The organism is Fusibacter sp. QWL-12 (assembly GCF_058683495.1).
This window is the reverse complement of the sequence record NZ_CM178745.1, coordinates 2,534,259-2,546,958: the sequence shown is the minus strand read 5'-3', so window position 1 is coordinate 2,546,958 and position 12,700 is coordinate 2,534,259. Positions and strand designations below refer to the sequence as shown.

Genomic DNA, 12,700 nt, shown 5'->3' with positions numbered 1-12,700 from the left:
CTAAGCCCTTTCTATTAAAAATTTCTTTGAGGTTTGATCCAATTCAATTTCAGTGTGGTATAACTTTAGTTTAAGAGGATTAGAAGTACAGAGTGTCACCTCTTCTTGGTTCACATGGATCTGAATTAAGGTGCCCTTATAATTTAAATTAAACGCGTAACTATTCCAAGCAGATGGAATTGACGGACTTAATGCAAGTAACGCACCATCGCTTCTAAGTCCACCAAAACCATAGACGATATTCATCCAACTGCCTGCAATAGAAGTGGTGTGGAGGCCTTCTCTCGTATTTCGGTTGTAGTTGTCTAGGTCCATTCTAGTTGCAAAGCCAAAAAAATTATAAGCATCTGAGTCTTTTCCCAGTTGCGCTGCCAGTATAGAATGTACTGATGGCGATAAACTGGATTCATGAATACATCTCGGTTCGTAGAAATTGTAGTTTGCTTCAAGCACTTCCTTTGAAAAATCTGAATTAAATAATAGCATGAACATCAGTACATCTGGTTGCTTCAACATGCTATTTCTATAGATTCGATCATAGGCCCAATGACTATAAAGTGGAAACTCTTCCACTGGAATGTCTTCAAGTTTTATAAGCGGTAAGTTATGATAGCCTTCGTGTTGTTCAAAAATCTTTGTTTCGTCATCATATAGCAGTATCATTTTCTCTGCCTTTTGTGACCACTCTGCTAACTCGCATTCTGAAAGTTGGAGCCGATTCGATAAATCTGCATATGCGTCAGCTGCTTCATTTTGCATGCGTGATAGGACTTCAAGAGTGTATCGAAATGTCTTTTGAGCCATAAAGTTCGTATAGGTATTTTGATTAACCATCATTTGGAACTCGTCAGGTCCCATCACACAGTAAAAACCAAATTCACCTGTTCTAGCATTATATGCCCCTCGACTTGAGAGCATTCTTGAAATTTCTACGAGCATTTCAGCGCCTTTTTCATAGAGGTATTTAGAATCTCCTGTTAACAGATCATAAATCCATATCCCATACATGACACCTGTTGAAGCTTGTAATTGAAGATTGGCATGCTGCCATAAATCGCAGCATTCTCTTCCTGAAATCGTGGCGATTGGATAAAAAGCACCTTTTAGATCTAGTGCACTTGCTCGCGCCTTTGCCTCTGGTAATGTATCGTATCTAAAATCTAGAATGCTTCTTGCCGCTTCAGGGTTGTTAAACAAGTAAAACGGCAAGCAATATACCTCTGTATCCCAGAAAGTATTACCATTGTACGCTTCTCCCGTCAATCCTTTCGCACCAATTACTGCAGTATGATCTGCTGTATGAAGCGTTTGATGCATTTGAAAAATACAGAATCGAATCCCTTGTTGATTTTCAGCATCACCTTCAATTTGGATATCTGAAACCGCCCATTGTTTTTCCCACCAATTTGCATTTGCTAAAAGCAATTGATTAAAACTGTATTGTGAAATTCCTTGCATTGCTGATTTCATAACATGATCAGAGGATCCATTCTCAACAATCTTGTCAATTGAAGCAATTCGAGTTAACGTATATACGCCATTTTCTTTAATCTTTTTTCTAAACAAAAGGCTCACTTCTTTAGAGTTTGGCGCTAAACCCTTTGTGGGAACACCTGTATCATCAAAGATACAGGTCGCTGATAGATGTTGGTGCGTCCCTTTTGACACCCCCATAATTTGTAATGAGTTGTCACTCACCTTATGAACTGGGCACTCCCAGAAGTTTTCGCTAAGGCTTTCATGAAGCGTATCAAAACTCAAATAAGTTCTTAAATCTACATCGATGTCCCCTTTGATTGCTTCTATCGTTATCTTTTGTGTCCCAATCGTGAAAAACGGCATTGAAAGTAATCTTTCAAACTTTAATTTTACGATCGTTCTAGAATCGATTTCCCAGTTAAAGCTTCTAACCATTAAGCCTGATCTAAAATCTAAACTTCGCTCAAATTGACTGATTACCACTTCATTTAAATCGAGCTGGATGCGGTTAATGACTAGGGATATTTTGGTCCAATCCACTGAATTCACCATAAACTCAGTATCTTCAAGCATTCCTTTATAACCAGATTTGGCTACTTTTCTAGATTCATACACACCATTGACATAGCTACCTTGTAATCTTTCGCCTGAATAACCTTCTTCGAAGTATCCTCTTAGCCCCATAAACTCATTGCCAAGTGAAAATATTGATTCAGATACTTGTGCATAATCGGGATTAAACCCTTCTTCTACGACACGCCATGGTTCTACTTTATAATATCGATCTGCGAATTTGCTCATGTTTAATTTACCCCTTAATACCACCCGCACCTATACCTTTAGTGATTTGCTTTTGGAACAAAGCAAATACGATGGTTGGCGGTATGATTGAAAATGCAATTGCCCTTAAGACGTCCACATCGGTTGACTTTGATGCGGTTCTAAACTCAAATAATCTTACCATAACGGTTTCTTTATCTGTTCCTGCTAAAACGAGAAATGGCAATAAGAAGTCTGACCAAGCAGCAGTTACAGCAAAGATAGTTACAACGGCAATAATTGGTTTTGAAAGCGGCATAATAATTCTTAAGAAAATTTGAAAGTCACTACAGCCATCCAACCTAGCTGCTTCGATATACTCTTTTGGAAGAGACTCAAAATACTGTTTAAATAGAACCACCCAAAAAGCATTTGCTCCCATTGCCAACCAAAGTGGTAAAAAGCTTTGGTTTAATCCAATTTTATTGATGTTAACATAGAGTGCAACGATACTTGTGGTTGGTGGGATCAATAAGCTCCACATGACCAAAGTAAAAATAATTTTATGTCCTTTGGGTTTTAGAACACCTAATACATACGCTAAAAGGCCATTAAAAACAACCGCACAAACAACACTCCCTGTTACTGATATAAATGAATTGATATAATAGCGCGTAAATTTTAATTCGTTCCAAGTTTTGGTGTATTTACTAAAATCAAATTCTGAAGGTAAAATTGTTGCGCTTTTTCTAAACTCCGCAATATCTTTAAAGCTTGCTAAAAATACCCAAATCGCTGGAAAAACCGATATGAGGAGCATTATGATGCAAGCAATAAAGATTAAAACCGTCACGATTTTAGTGATCGGACTCGAAAGATCAAAAAATCGGATCACACCTTCTGTTTTTTTACGATAACGATTGTAAAACATAAGCTCTCCTTTCTAATTTGCATCGTCCACGTTCTTAGTGACCTTAAAGTAAAGTAATGTGAGTGCTACCAACACGATGCAGATTAATACGGATAACGCTGCTGCCATTGGATAGTTGTAATCTTGAAATGCATACTTATAGACAAGCTGCATGATTGAAATACTTGCGTTATTTGGTCCGCCATTTGTCATAACAATTGGTTCATATAGAATCTGGAATACCGCAATAATCTGGAGGATTAAAAGTGTTTTACCGAGACTTAATATGCTTGGTAGCATAATGTGCAAAAATCTTTTAAATGGTGAAGCGCCATCGATCGTCGCTGCTTCATACAAGTCTTGGTTGATGTTGCTAATCGCTGCCATGTAAATAAGTGCTGTACTTCCAGCTGCTTTCCAAGTTAAAGTTAATACAATCAAAGGAATCGTCCAGCCTGGTGTTGTTAGCCAGGTAAAAGGTTCAATTCCAATTTTATCAAGTAATATATTTAACACGCCAGTTTTACCTGGTCTAAAGAAAAAGCCCCACAACATGACGCTTGCGAGTCCAGGTAGAATGTTGGGAAAATAGACGCCAACTCTAAAGAGACCTTTAAAATAAAGCGTTTCAGTTATGAGTGATGCAATTATGATCGGAATCCAAAATCCCAATAATAGCGACCAGAAAATATAATAGAAAGTATTTCTGAATGCTGGCCAGAAGCTTGGATGTGAAAATACGCGTAAATAGTTTTCAAATCCGACAAATTTTATGGTTCTAATGCCTTGCGCATCATACAAGGATAACCTAATATTTTCAAATAAAGGTGCCCATACGAAAAAAGCGAAAAGCAGAATTGACGGAAGCATGATCATCCATGCGCTTATATTTTTCTTGAAAAGTGTTATTTTTTTGCTTGAGTTTTTTTTAAACAAACCGTCACCGCCTTTTGTTGCAAATTTTTACTACAATTACATTTGTAGTGCCTTTAGAATTACCACAAACTAAATTGTGGGTTAATAAAAGCTGGGACTGTGGCTAGCCCCAGCTTATTAATTAGAAATCTGCTACTTGATAGTTCTCTAATTATTTATTTAAACCGTTGTCTAAAATTTGTTGATAGTTGCTGTTTGCAGTGTTCATTAAGCTTGTTACATCTGCATTTTTGTCTGTTAATACAGCTTGTAGAACGTTAGTAAGTTGTGCATACATATCTTGTGTTGCGCCTTCTTCTTCTAACTTTAGATTACCTTCCGTTTTTGTTGCTGTAAAGTAATCATTGAAAAGATTTAGGTCGATATTTGAGAACTCATCGATAATTGCTTGCTCAGCCTCGAGTAACTCTGGATTTGTCCATGCTGGGAATCTAGGAATTACAGGAATCCCAGCATTTACACGGTATTCAGCGTCAGCTCTCATACCTGCTATAGCGTCATCTGTTACTACTGGTGCTTTACCCATTATTTCTAAATAATCGAGTGCTGCGTTAACTTCTGCATCGGTTGCATCTGCAGAGAACATATAAGGTGTACCACCTGAAAGTGAGTACTGTCCTCCTGGTCCAGCTGGCATTGGTACCAACGCCAATTTATCAACTGGTAATCCGTTTGTTTCAGTTGGTTGATTAACTGCATCGTTTGCACCGATGTACATTGCTGCTGCACCAGTACCTAGGTTTACGAATCCAGTTCCCCAATCCTCATTGGTTGGATCAGCAGTTAAAATATCATATTCCCATCTTAAGCTTTTTACATATTCCATTGCAGCAATTGCTTCTGGAGAGTTTAAGTTAGCGTGGAATTTACCATCTGCATCCGTTGTCGTTAAATCTGCGCCAAAGTTCCATGCGATGTTACTGAAATGCCAGCCACCAGCATTGTCTTTTGCTAAGATGACTAGACCGGCAGAACCAGTTTCATCTTTAATTTTTTGACCCATTTCAGCAACTTCTTGCCAAGTTTTAGGATATTGTATCGTACCATCAGCGTTTACTAAGCCCGCTTGTTCAAATAATTCTACATTCAGCATTAAACCAAGTGCATAACCATCTCTTGGAATACCGTAAACGCGACCATTTGAATCACTTAAAAGAGTTCTAATCGATGGGTTGATATCATCTAACCAGCCTCTTTCTTCGAGAATGTCAGTAATATCTCTTACGAAGCCGCCTTTAATAAGCTTTTGAGGTTCAGTAAACCATGTTTCAAAAATTGTAGGAAGATTACCAGCTTCAGCTAAAGATACAAAAGTATCAGTTGCATATTTGTAGTTTGCTGGAACTAACTCAACATCTGGATGTGCTTGTCTGAAGACTTCTGCATAACCTTCATGAAGTGCAACTTCATTTGGGTTTGTATCTTCTGGCCAGATACCAAGCTTTAATACTGCTTTTTCTACTGCTTGAGTTGTTGCTTGTGTTGCCTCTGCTGCCGTTGTTGCTTCTGTAGTGTCCGTGTTACTGTCGCTGCTACAACCTGCTAATAGGCTCATAACCAACATCGCAGCGATAAGGATACTTAAAAGTTTAGACTTTCTCACAATAACCTCCTCATAAAACCTTCAAAGTTTAGCGCTCAACCTAATCGTCAATCGAATCACCTTTTTCATCAAAAGGCAATTCGATTGGTTAGGTTTAGCGCTCAACTAAATCCTAACACAATTATTTTGCACTGTAAAGAAAAAAGTGATAAATTTGTTTCGTTTTAAAAACATTTAAATTCAATTCTTGAAGATTAACTAAAAAAATTCTGCATTCGCAGCGTATACAGACATACGTATGAAAGCAGAATTTTTATTAACTTTTTTGCCATTTTGAGACTTTTACTTCTTTTTCATAACACTATTTCTTATTGAAAGTGAGACTGGCAATATAATCTCACGCGATTTGACTGGCTCACCTTCAAGAAGTTTCATCATGTAATCTGCCGCAAGCTCACCTTTCAGGTTGGCATCCTGATGCACACTGGATAGCATTGGATATGTCATTCTACACCAGTTAATATCATCGAATCCTATAATAGAGTAATCCTCTGGAACGTTTCTACCTTCTTGATGAATCCCTGCCATAATTCCTGCCGCCATAACATCAGCAGTGGCAAAAATTGCAGTTACATCATTGCGTCTTGCGATTTCTCTTCCCAGCTCAGTGGTTCCCGAAGTTGAGAACTCTCTGATAAAAATAATGTTTTCATCAAATGGAATGTCATACTCTTCAAGCGCTTTTTTATACCCTTCTAATCGCTTGCTGACAACCCCACCTTCTCTTATCGGTGGACATGCAAAGGCAATTTTTCTGTGACCATTTTCAATTAAATGTTTGGTCGCCAGATAGCCCCCTTCTAAGTCTTGAAGACCAATATTGATCATCTGTTTATAATCATCGAGATAACTATCGATTAAAACTACTGGTGTTTCCAATGAGGAAAGCGTCGTATAGATGTCCTCAGCCTGAAATACCCCTGTTAAAAATAAGCCATCAACATTCCAATTTCTTAAAAAAGCCTTTAGATCGTCACAGTTAATAATGGTGCGGATCATCAAATAGTATCCGCTTTCTCGAAGGGTCTGCTCTACGGCACCAATAAAAGCACTATGAAAAGGGTCTTCTAGAAAATTCCCACTTTTTTTGGGATCAAGATGATTAATAAGAGCTACCACTTTTGAGGAACTGGAAGCGAGCGCTCTCGCACTCATATTGGGGATATAACCATGGTCTTCAATAATCTGCTGGATGCGTTCGATTGTCTTTTGAGAGACGCGCTTTGTTCTGCCATGAATGACATTTGAGACAGTGGTATTACTAACTCCTGCAATTCTAGCGATGTCGTCAATTGTAACCATATTAATACCTCCACCGCAAATCAGTCATTAGTACGACGTTTTGCGTTAAACTTCCTTTCTATATTAACATTTTATTCTCCCTGTTGTCTATACTCAGCGAGTTAACGAATATATTTATCACTTACTAAAAGTGCCTTGATCAGTTCGGTTGGAATGACAAACTCTGTAATGCCCATATATCCTGGGGCAATCGTATATTTATCAAAGGAAAGCACAAGCTTATTTTCGGCTGAAATATAAAAATCTTGTTGTTCATCTATCTTTTCAAAGGGTTCAATTTCAGAATCACCTACCCAATAAATTTTGCCTTCATCCTCTTTCATCTGACGTTGCATTTCTTCTATGAGATAATTCGAAATTACTTCAACATACGATTCGTCCCGAAACAAACTTGGGAGAGTTATTACAAGGCCTTCTTTTTTATCTATGGTATCGTACTCAAATGTGGTTGAGGATGAACCCGCTGTATTGACATAATATCTGCCAATTGAAAGTAATTCTTCTGTATCTGTTTTAACCACAAATCCAGTATCAAAGCCCATATGTCCCTCAAATGAAGAAAGATCACCCACTTCATTAATAAACTCATCGTAAAGTGCTTTATTCTTCTCATAGTACTTAGTATTTAAAGATTCTTCTAAAATCTCGTTGGTAAGTCCTGTTATAACAGGTGTTTCCACATTGGCTGTAATATGCCCAGTATCTATGGTCGCAAAATTAAAGGATAGAACTTTGACGATAGCGCCAATAATTGGGACCTCATTCATTGCCATTGCAAAGCTTTCATTAATATTAACCCCACCCACAAAGAGTATAAAACATAGCGTTAAAACTGAGGCGTATTGTTTTGTACGTCTTTTCATCCGCTCTCTGCTTATCGTCTTAGTTATGCGTTTCTCAAGTCCCCCGGGTGGCTGTGTGGCATAAAAATCGTGCTTTAAATCACTCATTGAATGATTATTTCTAATAAAATTATTTTTACTCATAAATTGTCTCCTCTAGATCCATTCTCAACAACTTCAAACTGCGATACAATTTCGTTTTAACTGTATTTTCATTTTGATCAAGTATCTTGGCAATATCACCTATTTTTTGATCTTCGAAATATCTAAGAATGATAATCGTCTTTAATTCTGTCGGCAAATTATCAAGTGCATGTTGCAAATCCAAGTCTTGGTAGTGATCCGTAGTGATTTCTAGGTCAAAGTCCTCTAATGGAATATACCTTTTTTTCTTTCTTAAAAAATCCAAACTCGAGTTGATTAAAATCCTGTAAAACCAGCTGTTCATATATTCAGGATACTGATGTTTATGAATTGCTTTTAAAGCTTTAACGATTGCTTCTTGCAAAATATCCCAAGCATCCTCATCATTTTTAACATAACTATATGCCAATCGGAAATGCGCATTTCTTTTTTCCAAGAGGTATGCCTCTAATTGTTTCATATATTCTTTTGATTTCATTTTGACTCCCATAGTAAGCTTACTTACCATTAAAACGTAAAAGGAACTGCGAAAGTTTCATCGACAAGAAAAAAAACTCATTCTTTAAACACGAACTGTCAAAAGAATGAGTCTTGCATTATCTTTTAAACCAACCTTTAATCTTACTGAGTAGAGTTGGTTTCTTGCTTTGAACATTTTGTTCAGTAATTGTATTTGATGTTTTGGGTGTATTTGGCACTGCTTGTATCACTTTTGTCGTATCAGAAACTGGCTTGCTTGAAGTCTGTTGCTGATGTGTACGAGGTTGTGATTTATGAGTATTTGAATACCGATCCGATTGATTGGTGTATTTTCGGTTATTTTGTTCCTCTTTTTTATGTGGTTGTCCCCCAGATTTATTGGAAGTGCTATTGGTTTTACGGGCTTCACCAGATGTACTCGTTGAATGACTTGAGCCTTTAATGCCATTTGGCTTACTACTTTGTGAAGATTTACTGTATCCTGTTTTCGATTGTGATGACTTAGATTGTGATGATCTCGATTTTGAAGGATTTGACTTTTTATGTTCTGAATGTGAAGGTTCAACTGGCAGTGGCTCTCTTTTAGGCATTGCCTGAAACTCAGCTTCTGTGGGTAGTTCTTTTTCAGGAATCATAGCACCAATATGTTCTTCAATCTCATAAAGGGTATAAAGATCATTGCTCGTAACCAGTGTAAGCGCTTTACCACCATTACCAGCGCGACCTGTCCTTCCAATTCTATGAATATAATTGTCCTTATCCTGTGGCACATCATAGTTAATAACCATCGTTAAGTCATCTATATGAAGACCCCTTGCAGCGACATCAGTAGCAACTAAAACGTCTACACTGCCTTTTTTGAATTGCTGAATGGATTTCATACGGTTATTTTGAGAATTCGCGCCGTGAATCGCTTTTGCTGCGAACCCTTTACTTCTAAGATAAGCATTCACTTTGTCCACTTCGATACGCGTGTTACAAAAGACCATACAACTTTCTGGATCTTCAACCGTTAATATTCTGAACAGCTGTTTTCTCTTCTCGTTGTGCGCTACTCTAGTATAATACTGTTCTATAGTATCCACCGTCTTTGAATCACTTTGAATTTCTATCGATTCTGGTTCATTCATGTAATGTTTGCATAAATGGTTGATTTCCGGCGGCATAGTTGCTGAAAACAAAAGTGTAATTCGTTCACGTGGCACCATTTTTATTATTTTTTTTACTTGATCGATGAACCCCATATCTAACATCCTGTCAGCTTCATCTAAGACCAAATACTTTATTTCTTTCGTTTTTAAATTGCCCTGTTGAATATGATCAATCACTCGACCCGGTGTGCCGGTAACTATAGCAACTCCTTGCGTCAACTTATCGACTTCATGAAACATACTGTGTCCACCATAGACAACAGCGGTTTTAAGCGCACTGTGCTTAGACATCTTTTTAATATCTTGATCTACCTGAACTGCTAGTTCACGCGTTGGCGTCAGAATCAGCGCTTGCGGTAAGCTTGTATTTTCTTTAATTTTCTCAATAATAGGTATACCAAACGCTCCAGTCTTTCCGCTTCCCGTCTTTGAAAGTACAATTAGGTCCTTTCCTTCAAGCACTTTAGGTATTGCTTTATTTTGAACCTCCGTAGGAGTTATATACTCAATTTCATTAAGTGATTTAATCAGATCTTCAGATAATTCGAATTGTGAGAAAGTCATATTTACTTGATCCCTTCTATGTGTTTTGCTAGACAAATTTTACAATACATTTTATTATATCATTGTAGTGTTCTTTTTTATAGTTAGTTTTAGGAGTCCAATATGATTCAAGTTCAATTATCTCAAGACCTGATTGCGTATCTTAAGGGTAAAGGTAAAAAAAGCCTCACTTATGATGTAACAATTTCAGGTGGTGGCTGTTGTGGTTTTTTCGAATTAGAAGATATCTCTTATAGTCCCCCAAAGAAAGCAGAGCTATATTATCATGAAACGATTGACGGCATTGAAGTTTATATGAGTAAGCGCGCACGTTATACAGGTAGTATTGTTCAAATGTCGTTGCAAAAAAAAGTAATTGGTGTAAGTATTATTGTTACTGGTGTTCAAATTCAAGGTAAGTCTTAATTCACATCTAAATTAAAAGCGCCTAACCCGACCCGTTGTAATTAACAATGTGAATCGAGTTAAGCGCTATTTTATTATTAGATTAACCATTCTCCCATAAGTGATCCTATTAGAGCAACTGCAGTTTTTGCAGTTTCGTTTTGATGATCGATAATTGGATTCACTTCCACAAACTCTGCACTGACTACTTTTTCAGATAGTGCAATTAACTCTAATGCAAGATGACCTTCTCTATAAGTTAAACCGCCTGGCACTCTCGTACCAGTCCCCTGTACGATAGAAGGATCTAAACTGTCAAGATCAAAGCTGACATGTATACCATCTGTACCGTCAGATGCAATAGCAATAGCACGGTTCATAACTTCTGTCATTCCCAATCGATCTATCTCGTGCATAGTAAACACAGTAATTCCAAGTTCTTTTAAAATTCTTCTCTCGCCTTGATCAAGGTCTCTACAGCCTACAAACACAATATTCTTAGTATTGAGTTTGTTTTCTTTACCACCAATCGAAGTCAACTTATCATGCCCAAGTCCTAAGCTTACAGCTACTGGCATACCATGTATATTACCACTCGGTGAAGTTTCTTCTGTGTTTATGTCGCCATGTGCATCAAACCAAATAACACCAAGATTTTTTTTGTTTTGAAGAACGCCTGCGATAGTGCCTATTGCAATACTGTGATCGCCACCCATAACAAGTGGAAATCTACCAGATTTCATCACTGTATCTACCTTGTGGCAAAGCGCTTCATTTACTCTTGTTACTTCATCAAGAAATCTAAGTTTTTCAGTTTCTGCTACTGGTGATGCAGGTTTTGACGCAACGATATCCCCTAAATCTTCTACATGATATCCAATATTTTCAAGTCTTTCTCTTACACCAGCATAACGCATAGCCGATGGTCCTAAGCTAACACCAGGTGTACCAGCTCCTAAGTCTATCGCGACACCGATTAACGTCAAATTTGAATTAATTGTAGGCTTCATAAACACGCTCCATTTCAAATTTATGCATTTATAAATGCATATACATAATACAAGTATGATTTTACTTTAAACACAGCATACAGTCAAGTGTATGTTTGCATATTAGTACAATGTTTTTTCTTGTGTTTTTATCGCTTACAATGGGTATAATTTTTTTGTATAGAAGAAGGATGGGTTGATTTTATGAAAATTGTGATGATTGGAATTGGAGATATTGCTCAAAAAGCTTATTTGCCAATACTTTCTACCATAGAAGGTGTTGAGCTGTGGCTTTGTAGCCGAAATGAGGTTGTTTTAAGAGAATGCCTGCACAAATATAAAAGCATTCATTGTACCACTGATTTAGATGTTTTAATAGAAGAAGGTCTTGATGCAGCATTTGTTCACGCCGCAACAGAAGTGCATCCTGAGATTTGTTATAAGCTCCTATCCAACAGAATTCCGACTTATGTTGACAAGCCTGTTGGGTATCAGTTTGAAACGATTCGAGAACTTTACGCACTTGCTAAAAGTCAGGATGTTTTTTTTAAAGTTGGCTTTAATCGCAGATATGTGCCAAAGTTAAAATCGCTTAGAGGTGATGATACCTACGATATGATTCAGTACGAAAAAAATCGTGTCTTTACCCCAGCTTTACCTAGAACATTTATTTATGACGATTTTATACATGTGGTTGACACTTTGCTTCATCTCATGTCTGAACCGGTTCATCATTTTTGGGTGAAAGGTTTTTATCAGGATAAAAAATTAATCGGCGTCTCTTTACAGCTTTATGGTGCTAAGCGGTCAGCAGTTGGCATCATGCATCGTAATGCTGGCATAACAGAAGAGATCATTACAGTTATCGGGAATGGCGAAAAGAGAGTTTTAAAAAATCTCGATGCGCTTGAAATATTAAGAGATGGGCAAAAAACAGTCTACTTTACCGATCCTTGGGTACCAATATTAACCCGAAGAGGTTTCAAAAGCATTGTTGATGCATTTCTTGAACAGGTTTCAAAGGATAATGGCTATCAGGAGACCTCTGAAAAAGATCTTCAAACGCATGAACTATGTGAAGCCATCGTTAAGCGACTGGAATAAAATAAGGAGCTACTGCCTATCTAAACAATAGATAAGCTGTAGCTCCTTTTCCG

11 protein-coding genes are annotated in these 12,700 nt (G+C 37.4%); 2 read left to right on the top strand and 9 right to left on the bottom strand.

What is annotated here, in order from left to right; genetic code table 11:
* The 8 genes from AC4PID_RS12330 to AC4PID_RS12295 all read right to left on the bottom strand — a co-directional run bounded on the left by AC4PID_RS12330 (nucleotide 1) and on the right by AC4PID_RS12295 (nucleotide 10,206).
* Nucleotides 1–2,280: a glycoside hydrolase family 65 protein gene (locus AC4PID_RS12330; RefSeq protein ID WP_492132302.1), complete on the bottom strand. Its 2,280-nt coding sequence runs from the start codon at nucleotides 2,278–2,280 to the stop codon at nucleotides 1–3.
* A 7-nt stretch (nucleotides 2,281–2,287) separates the two neighbouring features.
* Nucleotides 2,288–3,169, bottom strand: a complete 882-nt coding sequence (locus AC4PID_RS12325; RefSeq protein ID WP_492132301.1) for a carbohydrate ABC transporter permease — start codon at nucleotides 3,167–3,169, stop codon at nucleotides 2,288–2,290.
* Nucleotides 3,170–3,181: 12 nt separating this feature from the next.
* Nucleotides 3,182–4,084 carry a carbohydrate ABC transporter permease gene (locus tag AC4PID_RS12320; RefSeq protein ID WP_492132300.1) on the bottom strand — a complete coding sequence of 301 codons (903 nt, stop codon included), beginning with the start codon at nucleotides 4,082–4,084 and terminating at the stop codon, nucleotides 3,182–3,184.
* Between the two features lie 151 nt (nucleotides 4,085–4,235).
* Nucleotides 4,236–5,687: an ABC transporter substrate-binding protein gene (locus AC4PID_RS12315; RefSeq protein WP_492132299.1), complete on the bottom strand. Its 1,452-nt coding sequence runs from the start codon at nucleotides 5,685–5,687 to the stop codon at nucleotides 4,236–4,238.
* Between the two features lie 282 nt (nucleotides 5,688–5,969).
* Complete coding sequence (locus AC4PID_RS12310; RefSeq protein ID WP_492132298.1) at nucleotides 5,970–6,989, bottom strand: LacI family DNA-binding transcriptional regulator; 1,020 nt, start codon at nucleotides 6,987–6,989, stop codon at nucleotides 5,970–5,972.
* Nucleotides 6,990–7,090: 101 nt separating this feature from the next.
* Complete coding sequence (gene rsiV, locus AC4PID_RS12305; protein WP_492132297.1) at nucleotides 7,091–7,975, bottom strand: anti-sigma-V factor RsiV; 885 nt, start codon at nucleotides 7,973–7,975, stop codon at nucleotides 7,091–7,093.
* Nucleotides 7,968–8,453 carry a sigma-70 family RNA polymerase sigma factor gene (locus AC4PID_RS12300; protein ID WP_492132296.1) on the bottom strand — a complete coding sequence of 162 codons (486 nt, stop codon included), beginning with the start codon at nucleotides 8,451–8,453 and terminating at the stop codon, nucleotides 7,968–7,970. The genes rsiV and AC4PID_RS12300 overlap by 8 nt, the downstream gene beginning before the upstream one ends.
* Nucleotides 8,454–8,571: 118 nt before the next feature.
* A complete protein-coding gene (locus tag AC4PID_RS12295) occupies nucleotides 8,572–10,206 on the bottom strand; it encodes a DEAD/DEAH box helicase (RefSeq protein ID WP_492132295.1) in 1,635 nt (544 codons plus the stop codon).
* Between the two features lie 66 nt (nucleotides 10,207–10,272).
* Here AC4PID_RS12295 and AC4PID_RS12290 point away from each other — a divergent pair, with 66 nt between their 5' ends.
* Complete coding sequence (locus AC4PID_RS12290) at nucleotides 10,273–10,575, top strand: hypothetical protein (RefSeq protein ID WP_492132294.1); 303 nt, start codon at nucleotides 10,273–10,275, stop codon at nucleotides 10,573–10,575.
* A gap of 77 nt (nucleotides 10,576–10,652) precedes the next feature.
* Here AC4PID_RS12290 and rocF read toward each other — a convergent pair whose 3' ends face one another.
* Nucleotides 10,653–11,564: an arginase gene (gene rocF / locus AC4PID_RS12285; protein WP_492132293.1), complete on the bottom strand. Its 912-nt coding sequence runs from the start codon at nucleotides 11,562–11,564 to the stop codon at nucleotides 10,653–10,655.
* A gap of 183 nt (nucleotides 11,565–11,747) precedes the next feature.
* On the opposite strand from rocF, the gene AC4PID_RS12280 reads away from it, so the two are divergent.
* Entirely contained in the window at nucleotides 11,748–12,647 is a 900-nt protein-coding gene (locus AC4PID_RS12280) for a Gfo/Idh/MocA family protein (RefSeq protein WP_492132292.1), read from the top strand.
* Nucleotides 12,648–12,700 lie beyond the last annotated feature (53 nt).

Excerpts from the sequence above, each read along its gene's own strand:
- AC4PID_RS12330 (WP_492132302.1), bottom strand. The coding sequence starts at position 2,280 with ATGAGCAAATTCGCAGATCGATATTATAAAGTAGAACCATGGCGTGTC.
- AC4PID_RS12325 (WP_492132301.1), bottom strand. The coding sequence starts at position 3,169 with ATGTTTTACAATCGTTATCGTAAAAAAACAGAAGGTGTGATCCGATTT.
- AC4PID_RS12310 (WP_492132298.1), bottom strand. The coding sequence starts at position 6,989 with ATGGTTACAATTGACGACATCGCTAGAATTGCAGGAGTTAGTAATACC.
- rsiV (WP_492132297.1), bottom strand. The coding sequence starts at position 7,975 with ATGAGTAAAAATAATTTTATTAGAAATAATCATTCAATGAGTGATTTA.
- AC4PID_RS12300 (WP_492132296.1), bottom strand. The coding sequence starts at position 8,453 with ATGAAATCAAAAGAATATATGAAACAATTAGAGGCATACCTCTTGGAA.
- AC4PID_RS12290 (WP_492132294.1), top strand. The coding sequence starts at position 10,273 with ATGATTCAAGTTCAATTATCTCAAGACCTGATTGCGTATCTTAAGGGT.
- rocF (WP_492132293.1), bottom strand. The coding sequence starts at position 11,564 with ATGAAGCCTACAATTAATTCAAATTTGACGTTAATCGGTGTCGCGATA.
- AC4PID_RS12280 (WP_492132292.1), top strand. The coding sequence starts at position 11,748 with ATGAAAATTGTGATGATTGGAATTGGAGATATTGCTCAAAAAGCTTAT.